The 15,417-nt window shown below is 71.2% G+C and carries 14 protein-coding genes; 7 read left to right on the plus strand and 7 right to left on the minus strand.

The features are described 5' to 3' along the window. Positions 1 to 49: 49 nt before the first annotated feature. From ACFXC1_RS46855 to ACFXC1_RS46870, 4 genes are all read left to right on the plus strand, one after another. Positions 50 to 2,572: a sensor histidine kinase gene (locus ACFXC1_RS46855; protein WP_381255298.1), complete on the plus strand. Its 2,523-nt coding sequence runs from the start codon at positions 50 to 52 to the stop codon at positions 2,570 to 2,572. Then, complete coding sequence (locus ACFXC1_RS46860; protein WP_019069336.1) at positions 2,569 to 3,006, plus strand: roadblock/LC7 domain-containing protein; 438 nt, start codon at positions 2,569 to 2,571, stop codon at positions 3,004 to 3,006. The genes ACFXC1_RS46855 and ACFXC1_RS46860 overlap by 4 nt, the downstream gene beginning before the upstream one ends. Positions 3,007 to 3,028: 22 nt before the next feature. Further along, a complete protein-coding gene (locus tag ACFXC1_RS46865; RefSeq protein WP_381255300.1) occupies positions 3,029 to 3,442 on the plus strand; it encodes a DUF742 domain-containing protein in 414 nt (137 codons plus the stop codon). 182 nt (positions 3,443 to 3,624) lie between these two features. Next, on the plus strand, positions 3,625 to 4,230 hold the full coding sequence (locus tag ACFXC1_RS46870) for a GTP-binding protein (protein WP_019069338.1): 606 nt from the start codon (positions 3,625 to 3,627) through the stop codon (positions 4,228 to 4,230). 9 nt (positions 4,231 to 4,239) lie between these two features. Here the strand turns inward: ACFXC1_RS46870 and ACFXC1_RS46875 are convergent, their stop codons facing one another. After that, positions 4,240 to 4,668, minus strand: a complete 429-nt coding sequence (locus tag ACFXC1_RS46875) for a PPOX class F420-dependent oxidoreductase (RefSeq protein WP_381255302.1) — start codon at positions 4,666 to 4,668, stop codon at positions 4,240 to 4,242. Between the two features lie 92 nt (positions 4,669 to 4,760). Here ACFXC1_RS46875 and ACFXC1_RS46880 point away from each other — a divergent pair, with 92 nt between their 5' ends. Beyond that, the gene (locus ACFXC1_RS46880) at positions 4,761 to 5,174 is read left to right on the plus strand and encodes a roadblock/LC7 domain-containing protein (RefSeq protein ID WP_019062680.1); all 414 of its coding nucleotides are present in this window, start codon (positions 4,761 to 4,763) and stop codon (positions 5,172 to 5,174) included. Positions 5,175 to 5,300: 126 nt separating this feature from the next. Then, positions 5,301 to 6,227 carry a DUF6397 family protein gene (locus ACFXC1_RS46885; RefSeq protein ID WP_381255305.1) on the plus strand — a complete coding sequence of 309 codons (927 nt, stop codon included), beginning with the start codon at positions 5,301 to 5,303 and terminating at the stop codon, positions 6,225 to 6,227. Between the two features lie 21 nt (positions 6,228 to 6,248). Here the strand turns inward: ACFXC1_RS46885 and ACFXC1_RS46890 are convergent, their stop codons facing one another. Both ACFXC1_RS46890 and ACFXC1_RS46895 read right to left on the minus strand, forming a co-directional pair. After that, positions 6,249 to 7,112: an acyl-CoA thioesterase gene (locus ACFXC1_RS46890; RefSeq protein ID WP_359612798.1), complete on the minus strand. Its 864-nt coding sequence runs from the start codon at positions 7,110 to 7,112 to the stop codon at positions 6,249 to 6,251. 19 nt (positions 7,113 to 7,131) lie between these two features. After that, a complete protein-coding gene (locus ACFXC1_RS46895) occupies positions 7,132 to 9,645 on the minus strand; it encodes a DEAD/DEAH box helicase (protein WP_381255308.1) in 2,514 nt (837 codons plus the stop codon). A 145-nt stretch (positions 9,646 to 9,790) separates the two neighbouring features. Between ACFXC1_RS46895 and ACFXC1_RS46900 the strand changes: the two genes are divergently transcribed. After that, positions 9,791 to 10,582 (plus strand): metal-dependent hydrolase, encoded by a 792-nt coding sequence (locus ACFXC1_RS46900; RefSeq protein WP_026178646.1) that lies wholly within the window; start codon positions 9,791 to 9,793, stop codon positions 10,580 to 10,582. Positions 10,583 to 10,626: 44 nt separating this feature from the next. Here the strand turns inward: ACFXC1_RS46900 and ACFXC1_RS46905 are convergent, their stop codons facing one another. The 4 genes from ACFXC1_RS46905 to ACFXC1_RS46920 form a co-directional block, all read right to left on the minus strand. Further along, positions 10,627 to 10,896, minus strand: a complete 270-nt coding sequence (locus ACFXC1_RS46905; RefSeq protein ID WP_262057235.1) for a type B 50S ribosomal protein L31 — start codon at positions 10,894 to 10,896, stop codon at positions 10,627 to 10,629. A 51-nt stretch (positions 10,897 to 10,947) separates the two neighbouring features. Beyond that, a complete protein-coding gene (locus ACFXC1_RS46910) occupies positions 10,948 to 11,424 on the minus strand; it encodes a DUF5709 domain-containing protein (protein ID WP_381255313.1) in 477 nt (158 codons plus the stop codon). Positions 11,425 to 11,748: 324 nt separating this feature from the next. Further along, positions 11,749 to 13,530, minus strand: a complete 1,782-nt coding sequence (locus ACFXC1_RS46915; protein WP_381255316.1) for an ABC transporter ATP-binding protein — start codon at positions 13,528 to 13,530, stop codon at positions 11,749 to 11,751. Beyond that, complete coding sequence (locus ACFXC1_RS46920; protein ID WP_381255319.1) at positions 13,527 to 15,368, minus strand: ABC transporter ATP-binding protein; 1,842 nt, start codon at positions 15,366 to 15,368, stop codon at positions 13,527 to 13,529. The genes ACFXC1_RS46915 and ACFXC1_RS46920 overlap by 4 nt, the downstream gene beginning before the upstream one ends. Positions 15,369 to 15,417: the final 49 nt, after the last annotated feature.

Below are 15,417 nucleotides of genomic sequence, written 5' to 3' on the forward strand. Positions count from 1 at the left end.
GGCCCGACCGACCAGGGCACGCCCCGAACCACTCCCGAGCGAGGAGGCCATGCGTAACCCCCGTAGGACCACCAGAGCCGGCGCCGAGACGCCGCCGCCCGTGCGCGGTCGCCGCGCACACGCCGGACCACCCGCCGACGAGCTCTTCGACGAGCCCCTGGACACACCGCAGGACGAGGTGCCCCCGCGCGCGGGACGATGGCGGATGCGCCCTCGCACCGTACGGGCCAAGATCGTCTGCCTGCTGATGGTGCCCGTCGTCTCCCTGCTCGCACTGTGGGCGTACGCCACCGTCAGCACGGCCCAGGACGTCGCCCGGCTACGGCAGTTGCAGCGCGTGGACTCGACGGTGCGCAGCCCCGTCGCGGACGCCGTCGCCGCGCTGCAGGCCGAGCGGTCGGCCGCGGTGCGCTACGCCACCGACCCCGGCGCCGAGCCGAGCGGTGACCTGAAGAAGCTGGCCGCGAACACGGACCGGGCCGTCGCCCGGCTACGGCTCGGCGACACCAGCACCGTCGCCGACGGCGAGGGACTGCCGGCCGGAGTCGCCCAACGCCTGGAGACCTTCGTCACCGGAGCCGAACGACTGCGCTCGCTGCGGGCCGACGTAGTCGCCCACCGCGCGGGATGGGACGAGACCTACGGGCAGTACACGAGGACCATCTCGACGGCCTTCGCCGTGGGCGGGGCGCTCACCGGAATCCAGGACGCCGCCCTCGGCTCCGACGCGCGCGTGCTGCTGGAGTTCTCCCGGGCCGCGGAATCGCTGTCCCAGGAGGACGTGGTGCTCGCCGGCGCCCGTCTCGACGGCCGCCTCGACGGCGAGCGGCTGCGCCTGTTCACCGGCGCCGTCGACACGCGCCGTACCCTCACCGACTCAGCCACCGCAGACCTGCGGGGCTCCGAACGCACCGCCTGGCGGAACCTCGCCGACACCGGCGCCTACACCGTGGTCGGCGCGGTCGAGGACAAGGTCCTCGCCGCCAACTCGGGCACCCGCGCGATCGCTTCGGCTCCCGAGAGCACCTGGAACAACGCGCACGCACGCGTGCGGGACGGCATGCGCGCCATCGAGGCGGACACGGGCAGCGGCGTCGCCGACCGCGCCGATCCGTTCGCACGAGGACTCCTCACCCCGGCCGGCGCCGCCGTCCTGCTCGGACTCGCCGCCGTCATCGCGTCGCTCGTCATCTCGGTACGCATCGGACGCGGTCTCGTCGTCGAACTGGTGAGTCTGCGCAACGGCGCCCTGGCGATCGCCCGCCACAAACTCCCCGAGGCCATGCGCAGACTGCGCGCTGGGGAGGAGATCGACGTCCGCGCGGAGGCCCCGCCCGGACCGGCCGCGGAGGACGAGACCGGGCAGGTGGCCGAGGCCCTGGGCACCGTGCACCGCGCCGCACTGAGAGCCGCCGTGGAACGCGCCGAACTCGCGAGCGGCATCTCCGGGGTCTTCGTCAACCTCGCCCGCCGCAGCCAGGTCCTGGTGCACCGTCAACTCAGCCTTCTGGACAGCATGGAGCGCCGCTCCGAGGACCCGAACGAACTGAGCGACCTGTTCCGCCTCGACCACCTCACCACCCGTATGCGACGGCACGCCGAGAGCCTGATCATCCTCTCCGGAGCGGCACCCGGCCGGGCCTGGCGCATGCCGGTCTCGCTGACCAACGTCGTCCGCGCCGCCGTGTCAGAAGTCGAGGACTACGCGCGCGTGGAGGTACGCCAACTCCCCGAGGCCTCTGTCCTCGGCACGGCCGTCGCCGACCTCACGCACCTGCTCGCCGAGATCGTGGAGAACGCCGCCCAGTTCTCGCCCCCGCACACCCGCGTGCGCGTCACCGGCGAACCCGTCGGCAACGGGTATGCCGTCGAGGTCGAGGACCGGGGCCTGGGCATGGGCCCGGAGACGCTGGCCGAGGCCAACCGCCGCATCGAGCAGTCCGAGGCCCTCGACCTCTTCGACAGCGACCGGCTGGGCCTCTTCGTGGTCAGCAGGCTCGCCGCACGCCACGGCATCAAGGTGCATCTGAGGACCTCGCCCTACGGCGGAACGACAGCGGTGGTGCTGCTGCCGACGGCCCTGCTGCACGGCGGCGCGGCCGAACGCACCCCCCGCGCGGCGGTGGACGACGGACAGCGGGTCGTGGAACGCGAGTACGCGCGCGTGCCGCCCCCGCACCAGGAGTCCGTTCCGGCACCGGCCGACCGACCCGCCCTGGCGTCCCCGCCCAGGGCCTCGGCGGAGCCGGCGAACGGTACCCCGCCCCCTGGAGTCACCACCTTGCGACTGCACCGACCTCCCGAGGACACCGAGGGCCCCGAGGACGGTGACGACCTCCCCCGCCGGGTACGGCAGGCGAACCTCGCCCCCCAGCTCCGCGAACACCCCGGCGCGGACCGGGAACGGGCGCCTGCCGCCCCCCGCGACGAGCACCGCAGTCCGGAGGTCGTACGGGACCGGATGGCGGCCTACCGCGAAGGCTGGACACGCGGCGGCGGCAGGCAGCCGGGCCGCGGCGCCACCCCAGGCCCCGCAACGGACAGCGACAGCAGCGAAGGAGACCCCGCATGATCCAGGACCCGAGCATGAGGGCCGCCCAGCGGTCCGGCGAACTCGACTGGCTGCTGGACGACTTGGTGATGCGCGTCGGCGAGGTACGGCACGCCGTGGTGCTGTCCAACGACGGCCTCGCCATCGGAGCCTCCACCGACCTCGACCGCGAGGACGCGGAACACCTCGCCGCGGTCGCCTCCGGATTCAACAGCCTCGCCAAGGGCGCGGGGCGGCACTTCGGCGCCGGCGGAGTGCGGCAGACCATGGTGGAGATGGACGACGGCTTCCTGTTCGTGGCGGCGGCCGGAGACGGCTCCTGCCTCGCCGTCCTCACCTCCGTGACCGCCGACATAGGCCTGGTGGCGTACGAGATGGCACGGCTGGTCAAGCGCGTCGGCGAGCACCTCTACACGCCGCCGCGCGTCGGTGCGCGGCCACCCGCCGCCGGATGAGGCGAGAAGGCGGTCCGTTCCGATGACCGAAGACATGACCGGTGTCCCGCACGAGCCGGGCAGCCAGTGGTACGACCAGGAGGCCGGCCCCCTCGTCCGCCCCTACGCCATGACGGGCGGACGTACCAAACCGGGCCCCACAGGAGTGCGGTTCGACCTGATCGCGCTGGTCACGCTGGACGCGGGCGCGCCCGGCTTCGACGACGACACCGGGCTCGGACCGGAACACCGGGCCCTCGTCGACCTGTGCCGCGCGGAGACACAGTCCGTCGCCGAACTGGCCGCCGGAGCGGACCTCCCCCTGGGAGTGGTCAGGGTGCTCCTGGGCGACCTCCTGGAGCTCGGCTGCGTCACCGTCAGCCGTCCGGTGCCGCCCGCGCAGCTTCCTGACGAACGGATTCTGCGCGAGGTGATCGAGGGACTCCGGGCACTGTGATGAAACTTCAGCACCACTCGAACGCGTACGACGACGACTTGTGCACTCTTCCGTTCGCCGAACAGGCGCGAGACGGTCACATCGGGCAAATAGCGATCGAACCGCCCGCAGTGAGGCCGTACTTGCCAGGATGCACACCTACGGACGTCGACCGTTGCCGGCACTCCCGAGAGAAGTGATCGATGGTCTCCGAGCACTCCGATGCCGAAGGCGGCGAGACGACCGCCCTGGCGTTGAAGATCCTGGTCGCCGGCGGATTCGGCGTGGGCAAGACCACCATGGTGGGCGCGGTCAGTGAGATCAGGCCGCTGCGCACCGAGGAACTGCTCAGCGAGGCCGGCCAGTTGGTGGACGACACCGACGGCGTGGACCAGAAGGTCACGACGACCGTCGCCATGGACTTCGGCCGCATCACCATCAGGTCCGGCCTCTCCCTCTACCTGTTCGGCACACCGGGCCAGGACCGCTTCTGGTTCCTGTGGGACGAACTGTCGCAGGGAGCCCTGGGAGCCGTGGTCCTCGCGGACACCCGGCGCCTCGAGGACTGCTTCCCCGCGGTCGACTACTTCGAGCACCGGCACATTCCGTTCGTGGTGGCCGTCAACTGCTTCACGGGCGCCCGCAGTTACGGCGCCCACGACGTCTCCCGCGCTTTGGACCTCGACCGGGGAACACCGGTGGTCCTGTGCGACGCCCGGGACCGCGACTCGGGGAAGGAGGTGCTGATCCGGCTGGTCGAGTATGCCGGGCGGATGCACACCGCCCGGATGCTCGACTCGGTGGGCTGACCGGAGCTCTCACTCCGAGATCCGCTTCAGGGCCACCACCTTCTCGACCGTGACGCGGACGAGGAGCTCGCCCGGCACTCCGTTGCGGGCGCCGAACTCCTCGGCACGCTCCTCGCCCATGTACCGGGCCCCGATCCGGGCGGCCCAGTACCGGAGTTCGCCCGGTTCCTCCGACAACGTGGCGCGCCCCTGCAGCACCACGAAGTCGAACGGCGGCCGATCGTCGTCCACACAGAGGGCGACTCGCCCATCACGGGCCAGATTGCGCCCTTTTACCGTTCCTTTCGCGGTGTTGAACACCACGTCGTCCCCGTCGAGCAGGAACCAGATCGGCGCCACATGTGGGCTCCCATCGGCGCGAACGGTCGACAGCTTGCCCGTGCGCGTGCCGTGCGAGACGAACGCCCGCCATTCCTCATCGGTCATGTTCTGTGCCATGCCCCCATCCTCCTTGCTCGGGCGACGGGCGTGGTGAAGGCTGACGGGAGATCCTCCGGCCAGGGGGAGACGCGACACGGGGAGGCCGGAACATGGCGCAGAACCAGGGACTGAGCTGGCTGCTGGACGATCTGACCGAGCGCGTCGAGCACGTGCGCCACGCTCTGGTCCTGTCCAACGACGGACTCGTGACCGGCGCGAGCACGGGACTTCGCCGCGAGGACGCCGAACACCTCGCCGCCGTCTCCTCCGGACTGCACAGCCTGGCCAAGGGCTCGGGACGCCACTTCGGCGCCGGCGGGGTACGGCAGACGATGATCGAGTTCGACGACGCCGTCCTGTTCGTCACCGCCGCGGGCAGCGGCAGCTGTCTGTGCGTCCTCAGCGGCGCGGACGCGGATATCGGCCAGATCGCCTACGAGATGACACTGCTCGTCAACCGCGTCGGCGAACACCTCGGCGTGGACGCCCGGCAGCCCGAGCGAACTCCTGTCACAGACCTCTGACCTGCGAGTTCGCCCGCTCCCGCCAAGTTATCCACAGGCTCGCCGCGAGATTCCCCGAACCGGCTACGGTTTGTCCATCGCGAACGCACACAGCGTGAGCAACGGACTCCACGGGGGAGATCGACCATGGCAGGCAACACCATCACCACACCGCCGGAACTCTCGTGCACGCCGAGTCGCGCGGCACGTGAACTGGGCCTCAAACGAGGCGAGTTCGACCTCGCCGTCCACCTCGGACGCATCCGCACCGTGCCCGACGAAGGGGGCGGCGGCCGATGCGTCGCCCGCACCGAGATCGACCGACTGCGCTCGGCGGAAGGGTTCCCGGAATCGCTCGTGGAGAGCGTCAGGACCGTGGGCACCACGGACGGCGCGGCCCTCATGGAGGTCACCCCCGCCAGGTTCACCCGCCTCGCCCGGCTGGGACTGGTGGTGCCGGTGAGGTTCTACCTGAACCGCTACCGAGCCGTGGTCTGGCTCTATCTCGCCGAAGAACTACGGCAGTTCGCCGCCGACAAGAACCACACCTCACTGCTGAACGGCCGCACGCCCGAAGGACTGCGCGACCAACTCCAGGAGGGCCTGGACCTGCGCCCCCGCAACTGGCGCGGACGCCATCTGGGATTCCTGCTGCGCCAGGCGGACGGTCCGTGGGAACACGCGGGTGCCCTGTCCGCCTTGCTCGACCCCGTCCAAGTGGCCGAAATCGTCCCGGACCCCTACGAGCGCGCCCACTTGAACCGGTTCCGACCCGACCCGCCTGCCCACGGCGCTCCGGGCTCGCCCTCCGCTCACCTCGCCAAGCGGATCATGACGGCGGACCACCCGGACGAGATCAGCTGGCTGCGGGCGGACCTGGCCCAGGTGCTGGACGAGGCACGCCGCCGACGACCGGCACCGCGACCCGCCTCCCAACCAGCCGGATCACCGCTGCCCCCGAGTGAGCGCCTGGCCGGACCACCGCCGAGCCCGAGCGAGGACTCGTCCGAGCCGGCGCCGGAACCCATGCGATCACGCGGCATGCTGAGCTGGCTGCGCCGCAGAAGCGGGTGAGGCGTAGCGCACGTCCACCAGCTACAGCGCTCTGAACAGCCCTTCCTGGACGACCGAGACGAGCAGGCGTCCTTCCCTGTCGTAGATGCGCCCGCGGGCCAGGCCGAGGCCGCCCGTCGCGATGGGGGACTCCTGGTCGTACAGGAACCACTCGTCCGCGCGGAACGGCCGGTGGAACCACATGGCGTGGTCCAGCGACGCCATGTCGAAGTTCCGCGGTCCCCACAGGGGTTCGACGGGGATCCGGACGGCGTCCAGGAGCGTCATGTCGCTGGCGTACGTCAACGCGCAGGTGTGCACCAGGGGATCGTCGCCGAGCGGTCCCACCGCGCGCATCCACACGGCGCTGCGCGGCTCGGCGTCCTTGATCTCCTCGGCGCTCCAGCGCAGCCCGTCCGCGTACCGGATGTCGAAGGGCTGACGGCGTGCCATCCGCTCCAACTGCTCCGGCAGCACGCCCAGATGGGCACGGACCTCCTCCGACACCGTCGGCAGGGACTCCGGGTCCGGGACCTCGCGGGGCGGCAGCTGGTGCTCGAAAGGACCTTGCTCAGGCTTGTGGAAGGAGGCGGTGAGATTGAAGATCGTGCGGCCCTGCTGCACGGCGGTGACCCGGCGGGTGGTGAACGACCGCCCGTCCCGCACCCGCTCGACCTGGTACACGATCGGCACGCCCGGCCGGCCCGGGCGCAGGAAGTACGCGTGCAGCGAGTGCACGGGCCGGTCGCCCTCCGTGGTGCGCCCCGCCGCGACCAGGGCCTGGCCGGCCACCTGGCCGCCGAAGACCCGCTGCAGGGACTCGTGCGGGCTGCGGCCACGGAAGATGTTGACCTCGATCTGCTCCAGGTCGAGCAGGTCGACGAGCCGCTCTGCCGGATTCGTCATGGGTGGGATTCTCCTGTGCTCACAGCTGGCCGACGTCGGTGACGCGGACGACCGCACGGCCCTCCGCGTCGGAGGCCGCGAGATCGATCTCCGCGCTGATGCCCCAGTCATGATCGCCGTTCGGGTCGGCGAAAATCTGCCGAACGCGCCACAGGTTGTGCTGCGGCTCCTCCTCGATGAGCAGCAGCTTGGGCCCGCGGGCGTCGGGGCCGGTGCCGAGGTCCTCGTACTCGTCCCAGTACTTGTCCATCGCCTCGCCCCACGCGTCCTCGTCCCAGCCGGACTCGGCGTCCATCTCGCCCAGCTCCGCGACATGGTCGAGGGCGGCCAGCTCGACCCGGCGGAACATCGCGTTGCGGACGAGAACCCGGAAGGCACGCGAGTTCGCGGTGACCGGCTTGACCTGGTCGGCCTTCTCCTGGGCCTCCTCGGCGGTCATCTCCTCCGGGTTGGCCAGCTGCTCCCACTCGTCCAGCAGGCTGGAGTCGACCTGGCGCACCATCTCGCCGAGCCAGGCGATCAGATCCTGGAGGTCCTCGGACTTGAGGTCGTCCGGGACGGTGTGATCGAGGGCCTTGAAGGCACCGGCGAGGTAGCGGAGCACGATACCCTCGGTGCGGGCCAGTTCGTAGTAGGAGGTCAACTCCGTGAAGGACATGGCCCGTTCGTACATGTCGCGGATCACGGACTTCGGCGACAGCGGGTGGTCGCCGACCCACGGGTGGCTCTTGCGGTACGTGTTGTACGCGTGGAAGAGCAACTCCTCGAGCGGCTTGGGGTAGCTGACGTCCTGGAGGCGCTCCATGCGGTCCTCGTACTCGACGCCGTCCGCCTTCATCGCGGCCACGGCCTCGCCGCGCGCCTTGTTCTGCTGGGCGGCCAGGATCTGCCGCGGGTCGTCCAGCGTGGACTCGACGACGGACACCATGTCCAGCGCGTACGACGGCGACTCGGGGTCGAGCAGCTCGAACGCGGCGAGTGCGAAGGTGGACAGCGGCTGGTTGAGGGCGAAGTCCTGCTGCAGGTCGACGGTGAGGCGCACGATGCGGCCCTCGGCGTCCGGTGTGTCGAGCTTCTCGACGATGCCGCCGTCCAGGAGCGAGCGGTAGATCGCGATCGCGCGCCGAATGTGCCGCAACTGCTGCTTGCGCGGCTCGTGGTTGTCCTCCAGGAGGTGCCGCATCGCCTCGAAGGCGTTGCCCGGGCGGGCGATCACCGACAGCAGCATGGTGTGCGTGACCCGGAAGCGGGACGTCAACGGCTCCGGCTCGGAGGTGATGAGCTTCTCGAAGGTGCCCTCGGTCCACCCGACGAATCCCTCGGGCGCCTTCTTGCGGACGACCTTCCGGCGCTTCTTCGGGTCGTCGCCCGCCTTGGCCAGGGCCTTCTCGTTCTCGACGACGTGCTCGGGAGCCTGGGCGACCACGAGCCCCGCCGTGTCGAAGCCGGCGCGTCCCGCCCGGCCCGCGATCTGGTGGAACTCACGGGCGCGCAGCGTCCGCACCCGAACGCCGTCGTACTTGGCCAGCGCCGTGAACAGCACTGTGCGGATGGGCACGTTGACGCCCACCCCGAGCGTGTCCGTACCGCAGATGACCTTCAGCAGACCGGCCTGCGCGAGTTTCTCCACCAGGCGCCGGTACTTGGGCAGCATGCCGGCGTGGTGCACGCCGATGCCGTGCCGCACGTAACGGGAGAGATTGCGGCCGAACTTGGTGGTGAAGCGGAAGTTGCCGATCAGCTCGGCGATCTGGTCCTTCTCCTCGCGCGAGGACATGTTGATGCTCATCAGTGCCTGCGCGCGCTCCACGGCCTGTGCCTGGGTGAAGTGCACGATGTAGACCGGCGCCTGGCGGGTCTCCAACAGCTCGGTCAGCGTCTCGGTGAGCGGGGTCAGCTTGTACTCGTAGGACAGCGGCACCGGCCGGACCGCCGAGCGGACCACCGAAGTGGGGCGCCCGGTGCGGCGGGTGAGGTCCTTCTCGAACATCGCGACGTCGCCGAGCGTGGCCGACATCAGGATGAACTGCGCCTGCGGCAGCTCCAGGATCGGGATCTGCCAGGCCCAGCCGCGGTCCGCCTCGGCGTAGAAGTGGAACTCGTCCATGACGACCTGGCCGACGTCGGCGTGCTTGCCGTCGCGGAGCGCGATCGACGCGAGGACCTCCGCGGTGCAGCAGATGATGGGCGCGTCCGAGTTGACGGACGCGTCGCCGGTCAGCATGCCGACGTTCTCGGTGCCGAACATCTTGCACAGCTCGAAGAACTTCTCCGAGACCAGCGCCTTGATCGGGGCGGTGTAGAAGGTGACCTCGTCCCGGGCAAGCGCGGCGAAGTGCGCACCGGCGGCGATCATGCTCTTGCCGGAGCCGGTGGGCGTCGACACGATCACGTTCGCACCGGCGACTACCTCGATCAGCGCCTCCTCTTGATGGGGGTAGAGCGTGAGACCGCGCTCCTGGACCCACGACTCGAAGGCTTCGTAGAGGGCGTCGGGATCTGCGGTCGGCGGCAACTGGTCGATGAGGGTCACGACCCCATCTTGCCTGGCGCCGTGACCGATGGGGGAATCGGCTGCGGAGATGAAGATCGCTACCGCTACGCTGTGTCGCCGACGGAGTGTCAGGGCGCCCGAGCAACTGACCGGCGGCGTAAGAGGAATGGGGCGGGGAACGGCCATGATGGGACCAGCACACTCACTGTCGGGAGCGGCGGCCTGGCTGGGCGTCGGGGCGGCGACCGCCGCGGCCGGACACCCGATGCCCTGGCCGGTGGTCCTGGTCGGCGCCCTGATCTGTGCCGGCGCCGCGCTCGCCCCGGACCTCGACCACAAGGCGGCGACCATCTCGCGGGCCTTCGGACCCCTGTCCCGGGGCGTGTGCGAGGTCGTCGACAAGCTCTCGTACGCCGTCTACAAGGGGACCAGGAAGCAGGGCGACCCGCGCCGCAACGGCGGGCACCGCACGCTGACCCACACCTGGCTGTGGGCGGTCCTGATCGGGGCGGGGAGCGCGGGCGTGGCGATCCTGGGCGGTCGCTGGGGAGTGCTGGCGATCCTCTTCGTGCACATGGTGCTGGCCATCGAGGGCCTGCTGTGGCGGGCGGCCCGCGGCTCCAGCAGCGACATCCTGGTGTGGCTGCTGGCGGCGACGAGCGCGTGGATCCTGGCCGGAGTGCTGGACAAGCCGGGCAACGGTTCGGACTGGCTGTTCACGGACCAGCACCAGTATCTGTGGCTGGGACTGCCGGTCGTGCTGGGCGCGCTGGTGCACGACATCGGGGACGCGCTGACCGTCTCCGGCTGCCCGATCCTGTGGCCGATCCCGCTGGGCCGCAAGCGCTGGTACCCGATCGGGCCGCCGAAGGTGATGCGGTTCCGCGCGGGCAGCTGGGTCGAGCTCAAGGTGCTGATGCCGGTGTTCATACTGCTCGGGGGAGTGGGCTGCGCGGCGGCGCTCAACGTGATCTGAGGCCCGGCCTCGACCTCGGTTCCGGCGTCGGTGCGGGCAGCGGCTCACGCCCCGCCGGAACCCTGGCCCGCCCCGCCGCCGTAGCGCCGCTCGAACTGCGCGATGCGGCCCTCCGAGTCCACCGTCCTGGCCTTGCCGGTGTAGAAGGGGTGGCTCTCCGAGGAGATCTCCACGTCCACGACCGGGTAGGTCTCGCCGTCGTCCCAGTCGATGGTCCGGTCGCTGGTCGCGGTGGACCGGGTCAGGAAGGCGTATCCGGCGGAGCGGTCGCGGAAGACCACGGGGTGGTAGTCGGGCTGCTTGTCCTGCTGCATGACTGTTCCTCCTGTGGCGGGTGTGCGGGCAACGGCCGAGGGACGGCGAGGTCAGCCGTAGAGCGAACCCTCGTCCTCGTCGACGATGTGCATCGCGGCCTCCTCGGCGGAGGCCGCCGCGCCGTCGATGCCGACGTCGGTGGCGATCAGGCCGCTCTCCTCGTCCTCGTGCGCCCCTTCGTCGGGTGCCACGAGCCGGCCGGAGCGAAGGTCACCGACCTCGATGTCCAGGAGTTCGCCGTCGGTGTCCTCGGAGTCGCCGAGGCCGTCGCCGTCGGGCACCGCGAGATCCGGGACCTCCTCGGCGAGGCGCTGGTCCAGCGTCTCACCGTGCTGACGCTCGGCGGCCGTGACATCGGCACGTTCCACCGCCCAGGGCCGGTCCGGTGGCGACCAGCCGCGGTCGAGGGGGTCCTCGACACCGTCGGCCACGAGGGTGTCCTCCGCGTCGAGCAGGCCCGCGTCGTCCTGTACCTCGGATCCGTCGGGCTGGTAGACGTCGTCTCCCCATCCGTCGACGCTATTCACTGGTACCTCCAGGTGGTGGGGACCGGCCCGTGCTCACCGCGCTCGGCGGCGGGCCGCCGCTGTGCGGGGCACAGGCGGAGCCCGGCACGAACCACATGGTTCCCGGGCACTCCCCGAACCGGTGCCGCTCCCCAGCCTTCCACCCCTTTTCCCCCGCGCGCAACGGCACGGGCCCGGACCGGGGGCGACGGCCCGCCGGGCGCGTGCCCCGTAGGGGGCGCGGGGCTGCGCCGGGTACGGCTCCGCCGCGTGGGCGCGACCAGCCCCCGCCGGCCCGCGGTCAAGCCACCGGCCTCCGGGCCAGTCACCGCCCCACCGGCGGAGCTACCCGTGCCAGGACCGCCAGAGCGCCGCGTACGCGCCCTCCGCCGCCACCAGCTGATCGTGGCTGCCCAGTTCGCTGATGCGTCCGTTCTCGACCACGGCGATGACGTCCGCGTCGTGGGCCGTGTGCAGCCGGTGGGCGATCGCGACGACCGTGCGGCCGTCGAGGACGCGGGCCAGGGACCGTTCCAGATGGCGGGCCGCACGCGGGTCGAGGAGCGAGGTCGCCTCGTCCAGGACCAGCGTGTGCGGATCGGCCAGCACCAGCCGGGCCAGCGCGATCTGCTGGGCCTGGGCCGGGGTGAGCGCCAGCCCGCCCGAGCCGACCTCGGTGTCGAGGCCCTCGTCCAGCGCCCGCGCCCATCCGTCCGCGTCGACCGCGCCCAGCGCCGCCCACAGCTCCGCGTCCGCCGCGTCGGTCCGGGCGAGCAGGAGGTTGTCGCGCAGGGAGCCCACGAAGACGTGGTGCTCCTGGTTGACGAGTGCCACATGGGAGCGGACGTGTTCGGCGGTCATCCGGGAGAGTTCGGCGCCGCCGAGGGTGATCCGGCCGTCCCGGGGCGCGTAGATCCCGGCGAGCAGCCTGCCCAGGGTGGACTTGCCCGCGCCCGACGGGCCGACCAGGGCCAGCCGGGTGCCGGGCGCGACCTCCAGGGACACCTTGCGCAGCACGTCGACGCCCTCGAGGTAGCCGAAGTGCACCCGGTCCGCGTGCACGTTCCGGCCCTCGGGGGACAGCCCGGCGTCCCCGGCATCGGGCTCGATGTCCCGGACGCCGACCAGCCGGGCCAGCGAGACCTGGGCGACCTGGAGCTCGTCGTACCAGCGCAGGATCAGGTTCACCGGGTCGACGAGCATCTGCGCGAGCAGGGCGCCCGTCGTCAACTCGCCCACCCCGATCCAGCCGTTCAGGACGAACACCCCGCCGAGCATCAGGACCGAGCAGAGCACCGTGACATGGGTGATGTTGATGACCGGGAAGAGCACCGACCGCAGCCAGAGCGTGTAGTTCTCCCAAGCGGTCCACTCCTTGACGCGGCGCTCCGAGAGGGCGATGCGCCGCTCGCCGAGGCGGTGTGCCTCGACGGTGCGTCCCGCGTCCACGGTCTCGGCGAGGGCCGCGGCCACGGCGGCGTACCCGGCGGCCTCGGAGCGGTAGCCGGCGGGTGCGCGCTTGTAGTACCAGCGACAGCCGACCACCAGCAGCGGCACCGCGATCAGCACGGCGGGCGCCAGCGCCGGCACGGTCACCACAAGGCCGCCGAGCAGCAGCAGCGCCCACACCACGCCGATCGCCAGCTGCGGTACGGCCTCGCGCATCGCGTTGGCGAGCCGGTCGATGTCGGTGGTGATGCGGGACAGGAGGTCACCGGTGCCCGCCCGTTCCAGGACACCCGGAGGCAGCCCGACCGACCGTACGAGGAAGTCCTCGCGCAGATCGGCCAGCATCCGTTCGCCGAGCATCGCGCCACGCAGCCGCACCTGCCGGATGAACACGGCCTGCACGGCGAGCGCGATCCCGAACAGCCCGATGGTCAGGCCGAGATGAAGTTCGCGTGCTCCCTCCGACACCCGCTCGACCAGGTCGCCGAGGAGATAGGGGCCCACCATCGACGCGACCACGGCGACCGTGTTCACGGTGACCAGGAGGAGGAAGGCCCGGCGATGACGGCGGAACAGTTCGGACACGTAGGCGCGTACGGTCGCGGGGGCGCCGACCGGCAGGGTGTTGGCCGTGGTCGGGGCCGCCGGGTCGTACGCCGGGGGCGCCACGCCGATCATGCGGTCTCCTCGATTTCTTCCAGTGCGCCGCGCAGCGCGACATCGTGGTCGTCCAGGGTGCTCCGCAGCGCGGACTCGTCGTTGACGGCGTTGTGCAGGGCCGTCTCCTCCTCCGTCTCACGGGTCACCACGGCCCGGTACCGCGGCTCGCTCCGGAGCAGGTCGCGATGGGTGCCGACCGCGACGACCTGGTCCTCGTGCACGAGGACCACCCGGTCCGCGTGGTCCAGGAGCAGGGGTGAGGAGGTGAACACCGCCGTGGTCCGGCCGGTCCTCAACTTCCTTACGCCGTCCGCGATCCGGGCCTCGGTGTGGGAGTCGACGGCGGAGGTCGGCTCGTCCAGGACGAGTACCTCGGGATCGGTGATCAGCGACCGGGCCAGGGCGAGCCGCTGGCGCTGGCCGCCGGAGAGGGAGCGCCCGCGTTCGGTGATGCGGGCGTCCATCGGATCGTCGGTGTCGAGCGAGCCCTGCGCCAGCGCCACCAGCACGTCACCGCACTGCGCGGCGGCCAGGGCCTCCTCCGCGCCGACCGCACCCGAGGAGGGCACATCGAGCAGTTCGCGCAGGGAACCGGACAGCAGCACCGGGTCCTTGTCCTGGACGAGGACGGCGGTGCGTGCCGAGGCGAGCGGGAGTTCGTCGAGCGCCACGCCGTCCAGGAGCACGGAGGTGCCGGCCTCGGCGGGGTGTCCGCCGAGGCGTTCCGCCAGCCGCCCGGCAGCGTCGGGATCGCCGCACACCACGGCGGTGAAGCGGCCGGACGGCACGAGCAGACCGGTGGCCGGATCGTACAGATCCCCGGCCGGCACCTCGGCAGCGCGCGATCCAACGGTGTCGGTGACCCGCTCCAGGGACAGCACGCGCGCGGCGCGTCTGGCCGAGGGACGGGAGAAGGAGTACGCCATGGCGATCTCCTCGAAGTGCCGCAGCGGGTAGGACATGACCATCACCGCGCTGTAGACGGTGACCAGGTCACCCACCGTGATCCGGCCCTCGCGGGCCAGATGCACACCGTGCCAGACGACGACGATCAGCAGCAGACCCGGCAGCAGCACCTGGATCGCCGAGATCAGCGACCACATCCGGGCACTGCGCACCGCAGCCTGGCGCACCTCCTGGGAGGCACGGCGGTAGCGGTCGAGGAACAGTTCCTCACCGCCGATGCCGCGCAGCACCCGCAGTCCGGCGACGGTGTCGGAGGCCAGCTCGGTGGCGCGTCCCGCCTTCTCGCGCTGCACGTCCGCGCGCCGGGTGGCGCGGGGCAGCAGCGGCAGCACGGAGACCGCCAGCACGGGCATGCCCACGGCGACGACGACACCGAGGGCCGGTTGGTACACGAACAGGCCGACGCACACGATGACGACCGTCAGCGCGGCAGCCAGGAAGCGGGACAGCGCCTCGACGAACCAGCCGATCTTCTCGACGTCCCCCGTGGACACGGCCACGACCTCACCGGCCGCGACCCGCCGGGTCAGCGCCGAGCCGAGATGGGCGGCCTGGCGGGCCAGCAGTTGCTGGACGCGGGCGGCGGCCGTGATCCAGTTGGTGACGGCGGCCCGGTGCAGGAAGGTGTCGCCCACGGCGATACCCGCACCGCACAGCGCCATCAGCCCACCGGTCAGGGCGAGCCGGCTGCCGGAGCGGTCGACCACGGCCTGGACGGCGAGTCCCACGCAGAACGGCAGCGCGCAGACGGACACGAAGTGCAGCAGTCCCCAGGCGAGCGACTTGAACTGTCCGCCGAGCTGGTTCCGGCCGAGCCACCACAGGAAGCGGGGCCCCGAGCGGGCGTCCGGCACACCCGGGTCGGGATACGGAAGGTCTTGAATCTGCATGACGTCCCAGTGGCTCTGGTCGGGGCGGCGGAAGGAACCGCGGAGTGCG

This window comes from Streptomyces hokutonensis, from assembly GCF_042751305.1.
GTDB lineage: Bacteria > Actinomycetota > Actinomycetes > Streptomycetales > Streptomycetaceae > Streptomyces > Streptomyces hokutonensis_A.